Annotated in this window: 20 protein-coding genes and 2 tRNA genes; 1 reads left to right on the forward strand and 21 read right to left on the reverse strand. The window is 35.2% G+C overall.

Translation table 11 applies throughout. From position 1 onward, the window contains the following. Nucleotide 1: 1 nt before the first annotated feature. The 10 genes from iorA to NQ558_RS01180 form a co-directional block, all read right to left on the reverse strand. A complete protein-coding gene (gene iorA, locus NQ558_RS01135; protein WP_005362534.1) occupies nt 2-1,729 on the reverse strand; it encodes an indolepyruvate ferredoxin oxidoreductase subunit alpha in 1,728 nt (575 codons plus the stop codon). A gap of 249 nt (nt 1,730-1,978) precedes the next feature. Next, entirely contained in the window at nt 1,979-2,527 is a 549-nt protein-coding gene (locus NQ558_RS01140) for a leucine-rich repeat protein (protein ID WP_005362533.1), read from the reverse strand. A 219-nt stretch (nt 2,528-2,746) separates the two neighbouring features. Then, nucleotides 2,747-3,430: a CpsD/CapB family tyrosine-protein kinase gene (locus tag NQ558_RS01145; protein ID WP_005362529.1), complete on the reverse strand. Its 684-nt coding sequence runs from the start codon at nt 3,428-3,430 to the stop codon at nt 2,747-2,749. Nucleotides 3,431-3,451: 21 nt separating this feature from the next. Next, nucleotides 3,452-4,222: a YveK family protein gene (locus NQ558_RS01150; RefSeq protein ID WP_005362527.1), complete on the reverse strand. Its 771-nt coding sequence runs from the start codon at nt 4,220-4,222 to the stop codon at nt 3,452-3,454. Nucleotides 4,223-4,234: 12 nt separating this feature from the next. Further along, nucleotides 4,235-5,275, reverse strand: a complete 1,041-nt coding sequence (locus NQ558_RS01155; RefSeq protein WP_050750978.1) for an LCP family protein — start codon at nt 5,273-5,275, stop codon at nt 4,235-4,237. 19 nt (nt 5,276-5,294) lie between these two features. Next, the gene (locus tag NQ558_RS01160) at nt 5,295-5,993 is read right to left on the reverse strand and encodes a CpsB/CapC family capsule biosynthesis tyrosine phosphatase (RefSeq protein ID WP_040446965.1); all 699 of its coding nucleotides are present in this window, start codon (nt 5,991-5,993) and stop codon (nt 5,295-5,297) included. 329 nt (nt 5,994-6,322) lie between these two features. After that, on the reverse strand, nt 6,323-7,906 hold the full coding sequence (locus NQ558_RS01165) for a sodium:solute symporter family protein (protein WP_005362519.1): 1,584 nt from the start codon (nt 7,904-7,906) through the stop codon (nt 6,323-6,325). A gap of 291 nt (nt 7,907-8,197) precedes the next feature. After that, on the reverse strand, nt 8,198-8,662 hold the full coding sequence (gene rpiB / locus NQ558_RS01170; protein WP_005362515.1) for a ribose 5-phosphate isomerase B: 465 nt from the start codon (nt 8,660-8,662) through the stop codon (nt 8,198-8,200). A 760-nt stretch (nt 8,663-9,422) separates the two neighbouring features. Continuing rightward, nucleotides 9,423-9,506: transfer RNA gene (locus tag NQ558_RS01175), tRNA-Leu, on the reverse strand. Between the two features lie 13 nt (nt 9,507-9,519). Continuing rightward, nucleotides 9,520-9,601: transfer RNA gene (locus NQ558_RS01180), tRNA-Tyr, on the reverse strand. Nucleotides 9,602-9,870: 269 nt separating this feature from the next. Between NQ558_RS01180 and NQ558_RS01185 the strand changes: the two genes are divergently transcribed. Continuing rightward, a complete protein-coding gene (locus NQ558_RS01185) occupies nt 9,871-10,056 on the forward strand; it encodes a sortase family protein (protein WP_040446962.1) in 186 nt (61 codons plus the stop codon). 35 nt (nt 10,057-10,091) lie between these two features. Here NQ558_RS01185 and NQ558_RS01190 read toward each other — a convergent pair whose 3' ends face one another. The 11 genes from NQ558_RS01190 to NQ558_RS01240 form a co-directional block, all read right to left on the reverse strand. After that, entirely contained in the window at nt 10,092-12,113 is a 2,022-nt protein-coding gene (locus NQ558_RS01190) for a glycoside hydrolase family 13 protein (protein ID WP_005362514.1), read from the reverse strand. Nucleotides 12,114-12,229: 116 nt separating this feature from the next. After that, a complete protein-coding gene (gene ftsH, locus NQ558_RS01195; protein WP_341271135.1) occupies nt 12,230-14,098 on the reverse strand; it encodes an ATP-dependent zinc metalloprotease FtsH in 1,869 nt (622 codons plus the stop codon). 98 nt (nt 14,099-14,196) lie between these two features. Beyond that, nucleotides 14,197-14,721 carry a hypoxanthine phosphoribosyltransferase gene (gene hpt, locus NQ558_RS01200; protein ID WP_005362501.1) on the reverse strand — a complete coding sequence of 175 codons (525 nt, stop codon included), beginning with the start codon at nt 14,719-14,721 and terminating at the stop codon, nt 14,197-14,199. A 40-nt stretch (nt 14,722-14,761) separates the two neighbouring features. Continuing rightward, nucleotides 14,762-16,270 carry a tRNA lysidine(34) synthetase TilS gene (gene tilS / locus NQ558_RS01205; RefSeq protein WP_005362500.1) on the reverse strand — a complete coding sequence of 503 codons (1,509 nt, stop codon included), beginning with the start codon at nt 16,268-16,270 and terminating at the stop codon, nt 14,762-14,764. 57 nt (nt 16,271-16,327) lie between these two features. Further along, nucleotides 16,328-18,031, reverse strand: coding sequence for a SpoIIE family protein phosphatase (locus NQ558_RS01210; protein WP_005362499.1), 1,704 nt, complete (start codon nt 18,029-18,031; stop codon nt 16,328-16,330). Nucleotides 18,032-18,287: 256 nt separating this feature from the next. Then, nucleotides 18,288-18,614: a septum formation initiator family protein gene (locus tag NQ558_RS01215; RefSeq protein ID WP_005362498.1), complete on the reverse strand. Its 327-nt coding sequence runs from the start codon at nt 18,612-18,614 to the stop codon at nt 18,288-18,290. Nucleotides 18,615-18,645: 31 nt separating this feature from the next. Next, nucleotides 18,646-19,161 (reverse strand): spore cortex biosynthesis protein YabQ, encoded by a 516-nt coding sequence (gene yabQ, locus NQ558_RS01220; RefSeq protein WP_005362497.1) that lies wholly within the window; start codon nt 19,159-19,161, stop codon nt 18,646-18,648. After that, nucleotides 19,161-19,481: a sporulation protein YabP gene (yabP, locus tag NQ558_RS01225; RefSeq protein ID WP_005362496.1), complete on the reverse strand. Its 321-nt coding sequence runs from the start codon at nt 19,479-19,481 to the stop codon at nt 19,161-19,163. The genes yabQ and yabP overlap by 1 nt, the downstream gene beginning before the upstream one ends. Before the next feature lie 71 nt (nt 19,482-19,552). Further along, nucleotides 19,553-19,795: an RNA-binding S4 domain-containing protein gene (locus NQ558_RS01230; protein ID WP_040446960.1), complete on the reverse strand. Its 243-nt coding sequence runs from the start codon at nt 19,793-19,795 to the stop codon at nt 19,553-19,555. A 526-nt stretch (nt 19,796-20,321) separates the two neighbouring features. Continuing rightward, nucleotides 20,322-20,594: an HU family DNA-binding protein gene (locus tag NQ558_RS01235; protein ID WP_040446958.1), complete on the reverse strand. Its 273-nt coding sequence runs from the start codon at nt 20,592-20,594 to the stop codon at nt 20,322-20,324. Nucleotides 20,595-20,790: 196 nt separating this feature from the next. Then, complete coding sequence (locus NQ558_RS01240; RefSeq protein WP_040446954.1) at nt 20,791-21,336, reverse strand: stage V sporulation T C-terminal domain-containing protein; 546 nt, start codon at nt 21,334-21,336, stop codon at nt 20,791-20,793. Between the last annotated feature and the right edge of the window lie 55 nt (nt 21,337-21,391).

Here is a 21,391-nt window from a genome sequence, read left to right on the forward strand (position 1 = left end):
ACTATTCTCCCTTCTTCTTTAATTCAATTGCATCGAAATGACAATTCTGCATACAAAGTCCACAACCATTACATAATGTCTGGTCAATTGAAATAGTTCCATCTTCATTCTTTGTAATTGCAGGACATCCTGAAGCAAGACAAAGTCCGCATTTTTTACATTTTTCAGGAATTGCAACGCATTTACCCTTTGGAACATATGACTTAAGCAATGCACAAGGAGACTGAGCTATAATAACTGATACTTCATCTCTTGCTACTTCTTCTTTAATAACATTTTCTAACTTCTTTGTATCAAAAGCATCAACAATCTGTACATTCTTAACACCTAAAGCTCTACATAAATCATCAAGAAGAACTATATTGGCTTTTTCACCTGACAATGTTTTTCCTGTTGCAGGATGATCCTGATGTCCTGTCATACCTGTTGTTGAATTATCAAGAATAATAACTGTTCCTGTAGCCTTGTTATAAACCATGTTCATAAGTGAATTAACACCTGTGTGAAGGAATGTTGAATCACCTATAACAGCTACCCAATTCTTAATGTAATCTTTTCCCTTAGCCTTTTCCATACCGTGAAGTGTAGAAATACTTGAACCCATACAAACTGTCGTATCTACAACACCTAGTGGATTAACTGCACCAAGTGTATAACATCCAATATCACCTGCTGCATGAATTTTTAACTTCTTAAGTACTGAATATGTAGCTCTGTGAGGACATCCCGGACAAAGAATAGGTGGTCTTGCAGGAGCCTGTAAAGGCTGTTCAATTTCAACCTTTTCACCTAAAACTACCTGTTTAAGCATATTAGCACTATATTCGCCCTGCACAGTAAAGATGTTCTTTCCATCGCATTCAATTCCCATAGCTCTAACCTGTTCTTCAATTACAGGTTCAAGCTCTTCAACTATAATAAGTCTGTCTACCTTTGAAGCAAATTCCTTTATAAGTCCCTTTGCCAAAGGATGAACCAAACCAAGTTTTAAAACTGATGCATTAGGAAGTGCTTCCTTAACATACTGATAAGGTATACCACTTGTAATAACACCAATCTTTGTATCATTATATTCAACTTTATTAATATCAAGGTCACATGCATCTTCTGCCATCTTTTTAAGACGCTGTTCAACAATAACATGACGTTTAATTGCATTTCCCGGCATCATAACGTTTTTTGCAATATTTCTTTCATATGGCTTGTCATCTACCTCAACTCTATCTTCAAGATTAACAATCCCCTGTGAATGTGCAAGACGTGTAGTTGTTCTAAGAATAACCGGTGTATCATATTTTTCAGATAATTCATAAGCCCTCTTTGTAAAATATCTTGCTTCTTCACTATCAGAAGGTTCAACTACCGGAACCATTGCAGCTCTTGCAATCATTCTAGTATCCTGTTCATTCTGTGAACTGTAAATTCCAGGGTCATCTGCAACAACCAAAACCATACCACCGTTTACACCAATGTATCCTGCTGTAAAAAGTGGATCAGATGCTACGTTAAGACCTACCATTTTCATCATTGTCATAGAACGAACACCTGCCATGGATGCACCAATGGCAACTTCTGTGGCAACCTTTTCATTAGGTGCCCATTCAGCATAAATTTCTTTATATTTTACTACGTTTTCACTTACTTCAGTACTTGGAGTACCAGGGTATGCTGATGTAACCTTAACTCCCGCTTCATAAGCTCCCCTTGCAATGGCTTCATTACCAAGCATAATCTTCTTATTACTCAAAACTTCTTCCTGCCTCTCTTATATATTTCACAGTAAAAAACAGTAGTATCACCATTATATTTAACTTTTTGTGATACGGGCAATGTTTAATTTACTGAATTAAAGTCCTAAAATTAATTATAGTTTATTGAAGCTTTTTAGTCAACAAAAGAGAGCCACCATACAATATTAATTGTACGATGACTCTCAACGTTTTTTCTAAAAATACATATAAAAAAGTGCTAGTAAAAATTATTTCTTAATTTTACCCTTGAATCCTGCCTTCTTTAAGTTCTTCTTTAATTTCTTAAATTCTTTAGCTTTCATCTTCTTGTTAACCTTAACTGTAATCTTCTTTGAGTTAACCTTCTTGAATGCACCCTTCTTTACTGTAAAGCTCTTTGTTCCTTTAACAATAATTGTCTTTAATTTCTTAGTACCTGTAAAACCTTTTTTGTTTACTCTCTTAATTGTTGCTGGAATTACAATCTTTTTAGCCTTTTTAGCCTTCTTAGCAAATGCTTTAGCCTTGATAACTGTTACTGTGTATGTTACACCCTTAGCTGTTACCTTGCTAGGTACTGTAGCTGTGCTCTTCTTAGCTGATACTACTCCAACTTCAGCTGTTCCGTTAGCCTTTGTATCAACTGTATTTCCGTTTGATACAGCAACATTCTTAGCGTTAATCGGTACTAATGATGATGTTGGGCTCTTAACTGCTGCGCTTACACCTGTTACAGATCCTACTGCTACTGCTGCTGCTAATGCTAAAACAGCAACGTTCTTCATTAATTTTTTCATTATAAGTTCCTCCTATTATTATGTTTTTGAGTTTTAATTATTTCTGCTTATCCCCACAAGTATTGAAAATAAAAATGTCCTCATAGCAAACTTATAATTTATAAAACTCGCTATGTTGTTTATTTTACTACTTTACGGAATAAATTTAAATACTTTTTTTGTTATATTTTGCTTTTTTGACTATATTTGACAAAATATGTCACTGATAATTATATACTATTACTTGCCATTGTAGTATTTCTTCTCATTTTTCTTGCCTTTTGCGTCTGTTGCACGGTTTAGAACCACACCTAATATCTTACATCCTGATCTTTCAAGCTGCTTAATTGAACTTTTCACTTCAGATTTTGATGTTTCTCCACTTCTAATTACAAGAATTGCTCCATCACACATACTACCAATCTTTTCAGCATCTGATACAAGACCAAGAGGTGGTGCATCAACAAATACATATCGGTAATCTTCCGCAAGTTGATTGAGCATATTGCCAAACTTGTCACTTTCAAGCAACATTGATGGATTAATTATATTTTCCACATTTGGTATAATATCTCCATCTTCAAGTGGTGTATTATATACAACATTTTCAAGTGGAAATTCTTCTGCCAAATAATGTGCAAGCCCTTCCATTTCTGAGCCATCTTCTTTTTCTATGCCATATTTGTTTACTATGACAGAGTTTCTCATATCTCCATCTACAAATACTGATTTGATTCCGGCACTTGCCATCTGTTTCCACATCTGTAAAGTAACAAAACTCTTTCCTTCATTAGGCATTGTACTTACAACCATGATTTTTTTAATTTCATTTCCAAGGAAACTAACATTTATACGAAGTCGGTTTATAGATTCCTCAACAGCATAAGGAAGTTCTTTGGTTAAATCCATTTTAATTTTATTCATTTCTATTTCTCCTCAAGCTTATTATTTTGGTGTGTAATATTTCTTTCCCTTATAATAATTGTATTTAGAATATGCTCCGTATTTAACGTTTCCATCAGGAATAACTGTTAAAGGAATAATGCCTAAATACTTTTCAACATCTTCTTCTGTCTTAATTGTATCATCAGTGATAAATAAGAATGTGAAGATAGCTAATACCACAACCATTCCTCCAAATGCACCCATCATTACATTTTTCTTCAGACTAGGTGAACTTTTACCTTTAGGAGTTATAGCTCTTTCAGCAATATTAGGTGACGATGTTCCCATTAATTTAGGAATTTCAGTAACTGCCTTTTCAGCTAAAGCATTTGCTATTGTTTTTGCTTCCTCCGGCTTTATGCTTGTTGCTGAAATTTTTAGGATACGTGTATCTTCAACTGTTGAAATGTCAATCATTCCGTTAAGTTGCTCATATGTATATCCTAAATCGTTTTCCTCATTTATGGCCTCAATGATAGGTCTAACATGCAACAACTCTGCATAATCTTCTGATAATGATGTACCTATACTTAAATCAGCAAGATCGACCACTGAGTTTTTTGATGCTGAAACCATATAAACTTTCGCTGTTGCAGTATATTTAGGTGTAATGCCAACTTTAGTCCATACACCTGCAATTATTGCTCCAATCAAAAAACCTGCAATAATAAATAAAATCTTCTTACGATAATAGTTAAACAAATCCAAAAGGTTGATTTCTACTTCATCTTCTTTTTCGTTAATTTTTATCTTTTCTACCTGTTGTTTCATCTTTCAATTCCTTTACTCTTTGTTCTTCTGTTCCACTATGCCAAACAGTTCTGACATTGTGCTAACCATTGCTTTCTTGTTAACATAAAATTCCATATGATCAATTTCATCTCCAAGAGCCTGACCAATCTTAGACTTTCCTGCCAATTCAAAAATCCCCTTGTCTGTTCCACTAGCAAAAATATTACTAATATTAGAAATCTTTCCTATAGTAATATCTGTTGTGGAAACATCCTGCAAACTTTCAAAAACTTCATTGGCATAGTTTGGATTAGCCTTAACCTTCTCCTGAAGTTTTTTAAAAAACCCTGTCATGTACTGTTGTTGTCTTTTCATTCGTGATGTATTCTCTTCATTCCCAACTCCATAACGGTCATGAACGTATGCATAAGCCTGCTCATCATCAAGGTTTATTGTAGCTCCCTTCTTCATTTTTGGATATTTCTTTGAGAAATCATCCTCCAATGTTACGGTAACTCCATCTACCATGTTGTTAAGTTTAGGTATTTCACTCATGTTAAGTTCATAATAACCATCAATCTGAATACCTCCTAACAATTTCTTTACGGATTTAACTGTATTTTCGCAACTTTGCTCTCTGTTGCCTCCATACCAATGAGCTGTACACAACTGAATATTAGCTGTTGCCTCACCTTCGCCATTATGATCAATCAATGCAACCTCTGTCATGGTGTCTCTGTTAAGCTGAAGAAAACTATATGTATTCTCTGTCTTGTCTACAATTACAAGCATAAGGAAATCAGCCATACTTCCCTGGTAATCTGCTCCGTTCTTGTCATTTCCCGTAGCATCTGTTCCTATTAACAGATAATTTTCAAAATCATGGTAATATTCGTATTTATTTCCATTAAGTTTAATCTTTCCTCTTGGAACCTGAATCTTCCAATCATTTATTGAACTTTCATCAGATACATTAGCCTTCTCTGTCTTATTATCAACATACTGTAATCCGTAGCCTAAAACTGCTATAAACAGTATAAAAGCTACTACTCCCACGACAATTTTTATGTATTTTTTTCTTTTCTTCTTCACTTTACTTATCCCCTAATCATTATTTTTCAAGTATCTCCACGGACACTTTCTCTATTTCATCTACAGCATTCTGTCCGATTTTCTCTCTGATAAAGGAATAACCCATATCAAGGTTAGGCTTTCTTCTGTCAGTATTATGACAGTCACTTCCAAGTACAATCGGTCTGTTTTCTTCAACCAGCTTCTTTATAAGTTTTCTTTTCTTCCTACCATCAAAAAATTCTGCATTAACCTGAAATATAACCGGCAAATCAAGAACTTCTTTCCAAATCTTCTTTCTTTTCTGGCAAGCATAAAATCTTTCTATATGTGCGAGCATAACTGAAACATTCTGTTTCTCCATTAGCTCTTCAACATCCCGTAAAACCTCTTCATCCCACTGTCTAAAGGGTAATTCCACCATAATAACCCTGGTTCCCTCTATACATAATTTTTCAATCTCTCTAGCCCTCCCGATTCCTCTGAAATAGCATACTTCAGCTCCCAATCTTATGTCAGGGCAGTCAGAATCATCCATACACCGTTTCAATGTGTCATAGGCTTTCTTCCTCTTTTCGAGAAAATGATCCACTGAAACATCTTGAGCATAAAAATGTGGCGTAGCCAACATCGTACTAACTCCTTGATTTTTTGCTGTATGAAGCATCTCTAAAGATTCCTCTACGCAATCGCTTCCATCATCTATTCCGGGCAATACATGTGAATGAAAATCAATCATTCTGCCTCCTTTTATATCAAAAACCAAGTAATCCATACACTTTCGTAAAATCAATACCCAAAGTACTGACCATACATTTATCTATGATATAAAAAAAAAGGATAACTGTCAATCTTATAACCCCTTTTGTTCGTCTTTTTATTCCATTTTTTCCTTTAAAAACGGCACTCTGACAGGTTATGTCATTGGTGTCACTGACATTTTTGTCACAAAACGTATTTATTAGTTTTTGCAAAAAAGCTGTCGGATTACTCCAACAGCTTTTTAAAATCAAAAAACTCATACTAATAATATTTTTTCATACTATTCTGTTACTAACAGTTTTATGCCTAATCTTCCAACGATTCTTTCACCGGCACTTCTACCATTGCCTCGTAGCACTGGAACATATTGTCAATTTCTTCTTTACTTTGTTTCTTTGTAATCAAACTTATTACAGGAACTATAATAAGTCCGCCTACCATTGCAACTACACCTGAATTAATTGATGATTTGAATATGTAACCAAGAACTGTTCCCAAGCCTGTAACATCTATTCCGCAAAGTGAAACAATAAGTTGCAACACGGCAACTGCACATCCCCAGACAAAACAGACAACCGTAGCCACCTTTGTTACGCCTTTCCAGTATAATCCATACAAGAATGGTGCAAGGAATGCCCCTGCCAAAGCTCCCCATGAAACACCCATCATCTGAGCTATAAATGTAACTTCAGGATGAGAATCCTTAAATATTGCAATAACTGCTGAAACAACTATAAAGAATACTATAAAAATTCTCATAATAACAACCTGTTTCATTTCATTCATTTTCTTTTTTGAGGCCGGCACAATTACGTCTAATGTAAAAGTTGAGCTTGATGTAAGTACCAATGATGAAAGTGTTGACATTGATGCTGACAAAACCAAAACAATAACAATTGCAACAATTATTGCCGGTAAAGTAGACAACATTGTTGGAATAATTGTGTCAAACAATGGCTTGCCTGTTGCTTCATTAATGGCAATTTTATCACTGTATAATCTGCCAAATCCACCAAGGAAGTAGCATCCACCGGCTACGATTATTGCAAAAACTGTTGAAATAACAGTTCCTTTATGAATGTCTTTTTCACTCTTAATTGCGTAAAATTTTCCAACCATCTGTGGAAGTCCCCATGTTCCAAGAGATGTTAATATTACTACAAATAATAATGCCAATGGATCAGGACCAAGAAATGATGTAAACGCTCCACCGGTCCAGCCTTCACTTGGTACTGCTGACAATTTCTGAGTGGCTTTAAGCAAACCACCATTATCCATTAAAACTGCACCAATAACTGCGCAAATTCCAAAAAGCATTATAATTCCCTGAATAAAGTCGTTTATTGCAGTAGCCATATAACCACCGAAAATTACGTAAAATCCTGTCAAAATCGCCATTACTAAAATAACAACCCAATATGGGATATCAAAAACAAGTCCAAATAAACTTGAAAGTCCGTTATATAATGATGCTGTGTATGGTATCAAAAATATAAATACAATAACTGATGCAGCAACCTTTAATGGTACTGAATTAAATCTTTTTCCAAAAAAATCCGGCATAGTCTTAGCATCAAGATACTGCGTCATAATTCTTGTTCTTCTTCCAAGAACGTTCCATGCAAGCAATGAACCAATAAATGCATTACCAAGTCCTGCCCATGTTGATGCCAACCCAAAATTCCATCCAAACTGTCCTGCGTATCCTACAAAGATAACTGCTGAAAAGTAAGATGTTCCAAAGGCAAAAGCTGTAAGCCACGGACCTGCTGAACGTCCACCCAAAACAAATCCACTAACATTGGTTGCGTGCTTTCTTGAATAAAAACCTACTCCAATCATTACCACAAAAAAGGCAACCAACATAATTCCGCAAAGTATTTCTGTCATAATCTCCTCCTTATTAACCTTGCATATGTGTATTTTATCTCCACTGTTCAACCTTATCTCTTCTTTAAGATTTAATGCAAAATTAATTCTTATTATTCGTCGCTTTAAACCGTTACGCTTTAAAGTATTAAAGCAATTATATAAAATAAAAAAGAGTCTGTCAATAACTCTTTTCTATTTTTACAAACCTTATTTACTATAGTTTATTCTAATTCTGTGAATCTTATTTGCTATAGTTTATTCTAATTCTGTGAATCTTATTTGCTATAGTTTATTCTAATTCTGTAAATCTTATTTGCTATAATCTGCTTCAATTCCATGAATCATGTCAACTCTTGCCTGGTGTCTTCCACCTTCAAACTCTGCTCCAAAAAATTCATCAAGAATCATTTTTGCAAGTTCTACTCCAACAACTCTTGCGCCAAAAGCAATAACATTAGCATTGTTATGCTGCTTTGTAAGTTTTGCCGAATAAGGTTCGCTGCAAACTGCTGCAATTACACCTGGAACCTTGTTTGCTGCAACAGAAATACCGATTCCGGTTCCACACATAAGTACACCGTAATCTACATCTTTTCTTACAACTGCTTCACCAACTTCACGACCCTTGTTTGGATAATCGCACTTAATAATTTCTCCGTTTTCATCATAGCCTGTGCCATAATCAACACATTCGTAGCCCTTTTCTGTCATATATTCAATAAGTTCATTCTTTAAGTCAATTGCTGCATGGTCGCATCCAAATCCAATCTTCATTATAAATCCCTCTCATTTCTTAAAACTATTTACTATATATTCCGTCATCTATCTGACTTTTACTATTTGCTGTACATTCCGCCATCTATCTAACTTTTACTATTTGCTGTACATTCCGTCATCTATCTGACTTTTACATTCTACTCAATATGTATAAGACTGTCAAATGTACAAGGGATTTGGCTATTTTTCATTTCATTGTGGCATTTTGTTCGTCTATATACAGTATGCTGTGTGGCCTGTTTTATGATTTGATGGAATGTACCCCAAAAATCGAGGTTTTTAATTTTTTGTGGTACGTTTTTAAGTTATGTAAACTAATCATGTCACATATTCTTGTTTTAATCATATATTTGTTGCATATTGTTTTACATTTTTATAGTTATGTCAACCAATATATCACTTAAACTGCTTTCAATCCATTTTGCGTACCCCAAAAATTCAATATATCTTAAATTTTGGGGTACATGATTTTGTTATTAATTTTTTATCTGTTTTATGTAAACCAAAATTCCCGAAAATAACTTTATAAACCAGCTAATAATATGCAAATCTGAAATTTCAACATCTTAAATCTCAGAACATCAAAAATTCTCCATTTTATAACTCTCAGTAAATAACGATTTCAAAAATCAATGTTTTTTCAAACTAGCTTTCACTTATGAAAATACAAGAAATGTATATATACATTCACTTCTCTCTCCTATATGAAAAAAAGCTACGACGCTTTCGCATCATAGCTTCTCACTTTAATATGTAATGCCGGCGACCGGAATCGAACCGGTACTGTGTTGCCACAACAGGATTTTAAGTCCTGCGCGTCTGCCAGTTCCGCCACGCCGGCATGTTAATAATAATGGGCAGAGAAGGATTCGAACCTTCGAAGGCAGTGCCAGCAGATTTACAGTCTGTCCCCTTTGGCCACTCGGGAATCTGCCCATTGCTTTAACAATATATACTTATACCATATAAATGCTTAAAGTGCAAACATTTTTGTAATTTTTATAAGATTTTTTGCAATATTTTTTATTTTCATCTATTTATTTAGATAACAAATTTTTATTTTTTAGAAAATTGACACCTATTACAGCTACATAATATAATTGTGGTATTATTTAGTTAATATGATTAAGGTGACAACGCACCTAAAGTTTGATTACATATGAATTAATTTAATTATAACACTCAAAACATAACGGAGAGATTCTATGAAAAACGGCACAATGTTTAACACTTTACATAAGTTTGAGGACAAAGATTTCTTTAAGAAACATTCAAAAGTTTACATTTACACTCCAAAGAGGATTTTGGAATACACTATTCTTTCCCAAATAACTGATGCAATAATGTTTTATTATATATCAAAAAACTTCCTACCGGCAATTTCCCGGTAGGAAGTTTTTTATGTTTGCATTAAAATATTTTAAACTTACTTATGATATATTACTGAACTATTAGCTTTTACGGTTACTGTTACAATATTGTTTTCCTGAACCACTTTTACTCTGCCACAGTTATAGAACTCTCTTGATGTTTCAATTAATCGTTCAAAGCTTTCACCATCTTCCACACCCAATGTCCAAGTTGGAATTGAAACTGTTTTGTCTGTATCTGATGTATTAATTAACACAAAAGCTGCATTGTCCATATCAAAACGTCCATAGCACAGCAAATCTCTCTGCTCAACTAATGGCTTGTAAGAACCTGTTTTAAAAACTTTGTGCTGTCTGTGAATTGCAATTGTCTCACGGTAAAATTCCAAAATTTCAAAGTTTTCGTGTCCCCAAGGATAAGTTCGTCTATTGTCCGGGTCCGTCCAACCACAAACACCTGCCTCGTCACCATAGTAAAGTGTTGGTGCTCCCGGCAATGTCATCTGCATTACAACACCCTGTTTAAAAATAGCTTCATCAATATCCTGACTTGCTGCCGCTGTTCCTGCTGTCCCCACACGACCAACCATACGGTTAGTTCTTGTAAGAAATCTTGAATGGTCGTGATTTGACAACTCATTCATTGCCACCAACAATGACTGATTCTGCATTCTTGACATCTGATACTGCATTGTAAGCTTAAAAGTTCCCGCATCGCCACGCATTCCCGGATTAGAATTGTCGGAATGCTTATCAACACCTGTTAAAAACCATGTTACCGGATCCATAAAGCCATCATAGTTCATAATAGTATCCCACTGGTCGCCCTGAAGCCATGAATTAGCATCTCCATAATGCTCTGCCAAAATAATAGCTTCCGGATTGGCTTCCTTAACTGCCTTACGAAATTTCTTCCAAAACTCATGGTTAAACTCCTGACTGTGACCTAAATCTGCCGCCACATCAATTCTCCAACCATCTACATTGTAAGGTGGACTAACCCACTTCTTACCAACTTCAATAATATAATCGCAAAGCTCTTTACTACCTTCATAATTTAGTTTTGGCAAAGTATCAAAGCCCCACCAGCCTTCAAAAGAGTTATTGTCAGGCCATCTGTCTTCAAGAAACTTAAAATATAAATTGTACGGACTATCCTTTGAAATATAAGCACCGGATTTATAATTTTTATTCTTTGTATAAAACTTCTCTTTGTCCATCCACTTATTAAAAGAGCCACAATGATTAAAAACACCATCAATAATTATTTTAATTCCATGGGCGTGAGCCTTTTCAACCAATTCAACAAACAACTTATTACTTGCTTCAAGATTTGCAAGGTCAGTTGTTCTAACCTTATAGCGCTGAGCGTGCTCATTATTATTGTCACCGTCCTCTAATAACTTACCGTTATCATTAACAATCTTTCCAAAATGAGGATCAATATAATCATAATCCTGTGTATCATATTTATGGTTAGATGGAGAAACAAAAATAGGGTTAAAATAAATAACTTCAACACCTAATTTTTCAAGATATTCAAGCTTATCAATAACCCCCTGCAAATCTCCGCCATAAAACTGTCTTGTTCCATCAACAGCAGGAGGCTCCATCCAATTCTCAACCTTTGAAACTCCACGACCAATATAGGCATATTCATTAGTCATTACATCATTAGACTTATCGCCATTATTAAATCTGTCCACCATAATCTGATACATTACAGCGCCCTTAGCCCAATCAGGTGTTTTAAATCCCGGTGTAAACTCAAACTCCCATTCTTCAGAAAAATGTTCACTTGCACCGAAAACATTATAGTATAACTGGTATTGACCAACCGTTCTAAAATGGTACTTTATCATTTTAGTTCCAAGAGCCAGATTAATTGCATAATAATCGAATCTGCCCTTTGTATCCATGTGTGACATCCTCATCTCATAACCATCTATTGCCATAAAAGCCTGATTTACTACCCCTATTGTAGTTCTGAGAATAAATGTATATGTATCTGATTTTTCATTATATTTGCAAAACTGACTAGAGCCATCGTGAAAAAGTGCTTCCTTTTGCTGTTCCATTTTTATAATCCCTTCTTCTAAAATTTCCGGTTTTCATACAACAGATTTCCCATTGTACAAAATAGTTGCAACAAAATAATAATAAAGTTCTGTTGCAACTATTTAACATTAAAATTTTATACTGTTTCCTCGTTTGTTAAAGAGTCGGCCTGATTATTATCAGCGTCAAATAGACTTTCAAATTCTTCACGGCCAATCTTTTCTTTTTCCATTAACAATGCTGCACTTGCATGCAACTGTTCCATATGGTCTTCAATAATCTTCTTAGCCTTTTTATAACATGTATCAACAATTTCCCTAACTTCCTCGTCAATAACTGAAGCTGTATTCTCGCCATACCCCTTTGAATGAGCCAAATCCCTACCGATAAATACATCATCAGATTCATCATCATAATTAATAAGACCAAGCTTATCTGAAAATCCATATTTTGTAACCATTGACTTAGCTGTAGCTGTTGCCTGCTTAATATCCTGTGACGCACCTGTTGTAATGTCGTCAAGAATAAGTTCTTCGGCTATACGTCCACCAAGGTCAACCATAATCTCCTGTAACATTTTGCCTTTTGTAAGGAACATTTCATCCTTACCAGGCAAAGGCATAGTATAACCTGCTGCACCTGCTCCTGTTGGAATAACCGAAACAGTGTGAACCGGTCCAACATCAGGAAGAACATGGAATAAAATCGCATGACCTGATTCGTGATATGCTGTAATACGCTTTTCTTTTTCCGAAATAATTCTGCTCTTCTTCTCTTTACCGATGCCAACCTTAATCATTGCCTGATTAATTTCGGCCTGTGTAAGAAAATGCTTTCCTGCTTTTGCTGCAAGAATAGAAGCCTCATTAAGTAAGTTTTCAAGGTCTGCACCTGTGAAACCTGACGTAATTCTTGCAATCTGTTCAAGATCAACATCATCACCGATAGGCTTATTCTTAGCATGCACTTCAAGAATCTCTTTTCTGCCCTTAACATCAGGTCTTCCAACAAGAACCTTTCTATCAAAACGTCCCGGTCTTAAAATAGCCGGATCCAAAATATCTACACGGTTGGTTGCTGCCATAACGATAATACCCTCGTTAACACCAAAACCATCCATTTCTACAAGCATCTGGTTAAGAGTCTGCTCACGTTCATCGTGACCACCTCCCATACCTGTTCCTCTTCGTCTTGCAACTGCATCAATTTCGTCAATGAAAATAATACATGGTGCGTTCTTCTTTGCTTCCGCAAAAAGGTCTCTAACTCTTGATGCACCTACACCAACAAACATTTCAACGAAATCTGAACCTGAAATAGTAAAAAACGGAACTCCTGCTTCGCCTGCTGTAGCCTTGGCAAGAAGAGTTTTACCTGTTCCCGGAGGTCCCTCTAAAAGTATTCCCTTTGGGATTCTTGCCCCAAGCATAATATACTTATTAGGATTCTTTAAGAAATCAACAATTTCCTCAAGTTCTTCTTTTTCTTCCTTAAGACCTGCAACCTTGCTAAAGTCCATATTCTTAACTTCTACAACCATTTTGGCTCTGCTTTTTCCAAAATTAGCCATCTTGGAATTTCCGCCTGCCGCATTGGCATTCATCATCATAATAACAACTACTATAACCACACCCATAAGAAGCATAGGCAAAATATTTGTAAGGAAAACACTGTCTCTTCTTACATCTGCAATGCCTGGCTGTATATTCTGATTAGTCTTGTCATTAATATCTTTAATATCACTAATTACCTGATTAACATCTGTAATGTATACATACTTAGTTGAGCCATCCTGAAGTTTTACAGTAACCTTTCCTGTAGGCACTTCCTTATTCTGGCTAATATTAAGCTGTGTAACTTTTCCATTCTGCAAATCGTTTAACAAATCATTATATTTATAGTTATTTGATTTAAGTCCTGAACCTGCATAATAAAGCATAACTATAATAATAATTGCCATCCCTATAAAATAAATTCTTGTAAAATTACTTCTTTTATTGTTCAATTCATTCCTCCTATCTGGAATTTTTCAAGTCTGTGTAACTTATCTTTAATGTTCAATTGTATCCGATCCTATTTTTAAACCGATAATTTTATTAAGTTTTATTGCTCAATAACTCCAATATATGGTAAATCTCTGTAACTCTGGTCGTAATCCAAACCATAGCCCACTACGAATTTGTCTTCAATTTCAAATCCAACATAGTCAACTGTAACATCGTCAACCTCTCTTCTGTCCGGCTTGTCAAGAAGTGTTGTAATCTTAAGGCTTGCCGGTTTTCTTTCCTTAAGCATTGGAATAAGACGGCTTAAAGTATTTCCTGAGTCAATAATATCCTCAACAACAATAACATCAAGTCCTTCAATGTCATCATCCAAATCTTTCTTAATCTTTATTGTTCCTGAACTAACTGTTCCGCTTCCATAGCTTGAAACACTCATAAAATCAAGTGTTACAGGAATAGTAATTCTCTTTGCCAATTCACATGTATAAAAAACACTGCCTTTAAGAATACAAATCAAACGTACTTCTTTTCCTGCATAATCCTTACTAATCTGTTCTGCAATTTCACATACTCTTTTATTAATTTCTTCTTCGCTAATCATAACACTAATCTTTGTATTCATAATAAACTCCTTATCATATGTTATTTTAGGTTTTTAATTCCTAATCTTCTTCAATATAATCTGCTCTTAAAATATTCTTTGTAGTTTCAGTAACCTTGTAATAAGCACTTATTCTATATCCGATTACCCAAACCACATGACTTCCATCAGCCAGCAAAAGAATCTCATCCCTTTGCGCCTTTGGAATTTTCTCATTAATAAAATAATCCTTCAGCTTCTTTCTGCCTCCGTTTTCATCAACTGTTATAAAATCACCTGGTCTGCGAGTTCTAACAGTCAATTGTTTTATTTTATCATAATCAAACCATTTCGTATACAATAATTCCTGAATATTTTCAGAAGAAAAACTATTATTTTCAATGGTTATTGTTACATTTTCAGTATTATGAATCTTACCATTCTTTAACAAACACTGTTCCATTGTTTTTTCCTGATTCGATTCATCACTTTTCTTTTTTATTGATATTCCGTGATAAAGTCTTGTTGCCACAAGATTGTATGGCAAATCAACTGTTTTGGACACATTCATATCTTTCAACCCCACAACCAAAAGCACGTGTTTCCTTGTAATATCCTTTAGCTTTCCTGCTCCATTCTCAATCATCTTTCTTACAACCTGATTCAAAACTGCCGGGTGAAGGTTAAATGCCTTCTCATCCAAAACTTCATCCTTAACATATCTGTTATATTCCTCAGCTGCCTGCCTATTTAAATAATCCCAAATTTCATTTAAATTTTCTGCAGCGTTTACAATATTATACTCAGCTTTTTTATTTATATTATTTTTTATATAAGGCAAAAGCTCCAAACGTATCTTATTACGGCTGTATTCTGTTTCTTTGTTGGTTGCATCACTGCAATATGAAATATTTTTAGATTTCAAATAATGCTCAATCTCCTGTCTTGTACAACACAAGAGAGGACGCACAATCATATCTCTTCTAACCGGGATTCCCGTAAGTCCCTTTATGCCTGTTCCCCTAAAAAGATTAAACAGCACGGTTTCGCTGTTATCATTTAAGTTGTGGGCAACGGCAATTTTGATATTGTTGTAACTGTTTTTTCTTTCTTTTGGGTCATTTTTCTTAATGCCATCTTCTTTTGCTGAGTTTTCCTTATTCTCTTTTAAGCTTAGTTTTCGGCTTTCATCTGGTTTTTTAGTCTGATTCTTAGCTTGTTTTTTTTCTTTAATTTTTACTTCTATGGCTCGTTCAAAAAAAGCCTTATATCTTGCCTGACGGCCTGCCTCTTCCTCCGTCATACCTGTCTGCTTAACCATAAGTGGAACATCTGCATCAATCTGCTTAAAATCCACATTCAGCTTTCTACACACATCTTTTACGTAATCAGCATCGTGCTGAGCCTGTTTTCCTCTAATGTGATGATTAATATGCACCACATAAAGAGTCAGATTCATTTCACTGCTAATGTCTTTTAGAAGATAAAGCATACAAATGGAATCAGCGCCTCCGGAAACCCCCAGTATGACGCTGTCTCCATATTGTAATATTTTATTTTTATTTATAAAATTCAATACCTTATTTTTCATATTTTTGTTACACCTTTAACGACCATACGTGTTTTTTGTTATTTTATCATATTTGTACTAATTTTCCCATATCCCGGTGCACAAAACTGTCATATCATCTTTTGGAATTCCTTTTGACATTTGCAAAGCTCTGTTCATAATCTCCAGTGCCATTTCCCTTGGACTGGCAGTTTTAATATCCATAATTATCCTTCCCATTGCCTCCTCTCTGTCGGTACACTCAAGGGAATCTACTATTCCGTCGGAAATCATTATAATAAAATCCCCGGCATAAAGTTTTTTCGTAATGGTTTCCATATCAACCTGTTCAAAAATCCCCATTGGCAGGGATGTTGACTTAATGCATTCCACCCAGCCACCTCTTTTTATATATGTGCATGCAGCTCCCATTTTCAGGAACTGGCACGTGCCGGAATATCTGTCAAACAATGCCATATCGACTGCCGCCGGCTCCTGCCACTGATTTCCCGTAAGCAAAACTGAGTTAATTAGCTTTAATGCTGTCTGCTCCGTAAAACCACTTTCCAAAAGTTGCTCCAGCAAATCAATTACAACTTCGCTGTAGGCCTCCGCCCTTGGGCCTGAGCCCATTCCATCGCATATGCTCATAAAAGTTGCACCGCTGTCCAGCTCCATATACGTATAATTGTCACCTGACATTTCCTGATTCTGCTTCACCTTCTTTACACTTCCACTTGCCGTAGAGAAATTAACTTGTTCCAAAAAAAGATATTCATTAAAATAATTCATTAGCTGACTATTTTCCTTTACGGAAAATCTCATTGGCTGGCCTATTACATTAGAAATTATTTTACACATTGCATCTGTTGTAACTTTTGCCCTTTTCTTTTTTCTTGCCACAATGTGAATTTCCAATTTTCCCTTACTGTTCTCCGAAATAGAAACTCTTCTTGCAATAATTTTTTCGTCCCTTAACCTCCTTTTTAAATAATTTTCCATACCAAACAGATTTCTTTTTTCCTGTGAAACAGGCTTGGTATAGTATTCAATAATGTCTGCCATTTCATTAAGCTGAATTGCCATTGCCTCCCTTGTTTCCAGCATTTTATTGTACCAAAGATAGTTAAGCTTCGCCCTTTCCAAATATTGAATCTGCCCATTTGCACAGCCCTTGCACATATTTTCATTGATATCAAACTCCACCGCTGCATCCATAAGTCCCTGGTCGTCCTCCTCAATGCCTGACATATTTTGGATTTTTATTGCCAAATCCTTAAAAGCTTTAGATGTTTGCATCATTTTTTCATTCCTTATAATTTGCTGATGCCTAAGTCTTGAATAGTAATTTTTTCTGCCCTGTATATGCCACATAAAGTTTTTGATTAGTACTGAAAAAATTACTGTGGTAGACCATGTTAGCAGAACAATGGGAATCAGGGCATACAGCTCTTCTTTTATCATTCCATTCATAAACCAGTCCATGGCTTCCATTATTCCTCCAATTAGTGTTGTTATAAAGGCTACCGTAAACGGATTGTATTTTTCGCTAACTCTTTTATATTGCACAAGAAAAAGTCCTGTGGCACCAAGCATCCAGCCGTATTTTACTGCACACAATACCCCCTCGTTTTGTAAAATCACATAAATCATTACCGGCCATCCTAACACCGCAAGCCCTTTTACGTTACACATTGCGCCATACCAACTTTGAACTAACGGATAGTATCCAAGCATTGGAATCATACAGACTCCAACCGCAATCATTAGTAGCACTATCGGTTTTGCTACTTTTTGTTTCATAATCCCTCCTTGCAAAAATTTAGTTTCCCGACTAGTATAAACACCCTTTCCTAATTTTTTTGTCAAAACAATGTATGAAAAGCCTTAGAAATTTCGACAAAAAAGCACCTATACTATTTCTAGTATGGTGCCATTAATTTTAGAGGAATTTAACTTTTAAGTTTAATCTCTTGTCCTGTTTTAATTTTTTTCTTCTAACATTTTTTAATTTTCAGATTAGATTTTCGAATTTAATTTTTAATTTGAATTGGATTTTTTAGTCTTCCGGCTTAAAGATTACTTCATCAGGATATAACAATCCTAGCTTTCTTGCCATTTCTTCCAAATATTCGTCTGTATGTACGTACTGTTCCTTATCCTTAAGGTTCTCAGATATTTGCAATTCCTGCTGATACTGTTGTGCAAGCTTACTTTCCTGCTCTTTAAGCTTCTTTAAGTTACTATTTTTTTGTACCATCTGTATTCCCATAACAATACAAAAGGCAAAAACAACAAAAGATATTCCAACTATCATTCGTCTGTTTCTTATTCTTCGCTGACGAATCTCATTTAACCTTCCTGCCGCTCTTTTGTTTTCTTCCATTACTTCACCCTATTTCTATCTATTTTTTTGCTTAAACTTTCAGTCTTTGTCCTGTTTTCTTCTGACTTTTGCTCTTTTTATATGTTAATTCTTTCTGACGTTTATCCGTCTTTTTATTTTTTGTATTTTTATTTGTATGACTGTTTTTTCTGCTTTTATGTTTTGTCAGAATACTCTTACTTTTTATAGTAATCACTTTTTTTAGTTTTTTCAACGGTTTTAACAATGTCTTCATAATTTTTGTCAAAATCACTGCACATTTTTCAACAACTCTCTTTCCCACAAGCCACTCAAACAATGCCATTGTTCCAAGAACGGCTATCACTCCATAATATCTTGGTCTTCCGTAGTTGTACTTAAAAAATATTTGAAATATAAAAAGTGCCGCCACTGTCCAAAAGATAACATCTTCTACAATAACCCTAATTATGGAGGCTCTAAAAACTCTCCTAAATATTCTTATGGCATCATAGCAAACCATAAGAACAAGTCCGCCATATGCACACATCGCAAGAACAAGAAGTTCCTCATTTATTGCAGGACTCATTAACTAAACATCCTCTTCAAAACCGACTTACCTTTTTCACCATAGTTCTTTATCTGAGAATAAATAACGCTATTCACACTACCATCAATATCAGCCTCTCCTTTTTCGATGCTAAGTCTGGTAATTTTCAAGTCCGCTCCTTTAATAACCAACATTCCCATAGATGATTCCAGCACTATCTGTGTGGTATCAAATTCAACAACGTCCTCTATTCCTGTTAAGTTTGTTCTCTTTCTGTTGTCCAAAACCAGCTTATGTGGTTTAGTTATTTGATTTTGCTTTGAACCTAAATTCTGTTTTGAACCTAAACTTTGTTCCATACAATCCTACCTTATCCTTTTATAGGACAGTATATTCTTAAAGTTGCTGAATTATGTAAAAATATTCTATATCAGCTTAAATCTTTGTACATTTCTGTGGCATTTTCTTTCTTAACTGTTTCATTAAGGTTTAGAACCTGAACCTTAACTGTTCTCTGACCAAACTGAATCTGTATAATGTCGTTAACTTTTACATCATAAGATGCCTTTACAACCCTGTCGTTTACAAGAACCCTGCCTGCATCACATGCTTCGTTGGCAACAGTTCTTCTTTTTATAATTCTTGAAACCTTTAAAAATTTGTCAATTCTCATTTTTTCCTCCATTACTTTGTGTGCTTTATTTTGTTATACACGGCGAAGCTTCGCTTCACGTATAACACTTCGAATCCGCTACGCTTCTTCTCAGTGATTATACGGTTGGTTACTACTACTTTTATTTTGTTATACACGACGAAGCTCCGCTTCCCGTATAACACTTCGAATCCGCTCCGCTTCTTCTCAGTGATTATACGGTTGGTTACTACTACTTTTATTTTGTTATACACGACGAAGCTTCGCTTCCCGCATAACACTTCGAATCCGCTCCGCTTCTTCTCAGTGATTATACGGTTGGTTACTACTACTTTTATTTTGTTATACACGACGAAGCTTCGCTTCCCGCATAACACTTCGAATCCGCTCCGCTTCTTCTCAGTGATTATACGGTCGCCAAATATACGCATACAGCTTTTCTTATGCAAGCATAAAAAGCTGTATGCGTATATTTGGCTCGTCGTGTATAACAAAAAGGACCGTTACTTTGTAACAGTCCTTATATCTTCTAATGAACTTTTATTTATTAATTAAGTGCATTCTTTAAACCTGCACCAGCTTTGAACTTAGGTACGTTAGCTGCTGCGATAGTGATTTTTTCCTTTGTTGCAGGATTGATTCCCTGACGTTCAGGTCTCTTTGAAACTTCGAATGTTCCGAATCCTACTAACTGAATCTTTTCACCTTTCTTCATTTCTTCTACTACTACATCTGTAAAAGCCTTAACAGCCTTTGCAGCATCTGTCTTTGAAAGTCCAGCTTCTTCAGCAATAGCTGCGATAAATTCTGTCTTGTTCATTTTAATTCCTCCTTGAAAATATATCCGATACTGATTCCGTATCATACTATACAGTTTATACTCCATTTAATAGGCTTTGTCAAGATAATTACTCCATTTAAAGAGCTTTCTGCAGGGAATTTTTTGGTTAAAAAGTATCTTTTTTCAACTTTTTAGCTTTTTCTTTGAGCTATTTTCACAAATCTATTGCCTACTACTATGACTCCATCTGTCTTCCTAGGAAAGCTGCGGCTACTCCTGCCAGTTTTTGATCTGTTACGCTTACCTTATTATTTTCATCTTTAGCCAAAACAATAACGCTTCCAATAACATCACCTTCACATATGATTGGATAAATAATCTGACCACATTGTTCAGGCTCTTCTCCCTTTATTATCTCAAAAAGTTTCTGTTGTTCATCTCCGTTTTTCACGTCTCTGTTCGACATTAACTCTTCTAACTGGGAACTTACAGCCATTCCTATTTTGTCTTTTTTTACTCCCCCTGCAACAGCAATAATCTGATCTCTGTCACTTATGAGAACTCTCTGTCCTGAAACCTGTGCCATAACATCTGCATATTGTTTTGCAAACATTTCAATCTCTCCAATAGGTGAATATTTCTTAAGTATAATTTCCCCATCGTGATTAGTAAAAATCTCCATTGGATCTCCTTCTCGGATTCTTAAAGTTCTTCTAATCTCTTTAGGTACAACCACGCGACCTAAGTCATCTATTCTGCGCACAATACCTGTTGCCTTCATACTAATTTCCTCCATTGCAAATTTTAGCTTTGGAGTTAGTATGTGGAAATTTAAA

Source organism: Eubacterium ventriosum, from assembly GCF_025150745.1.
GTDB classification, from domain to species: domain Bacteria; phylum Bacillota; class Clostridia; order Lachnospirales; family Lachnospiraceae; genus Eubacterium_G; species Eubacterium_G ventriosum.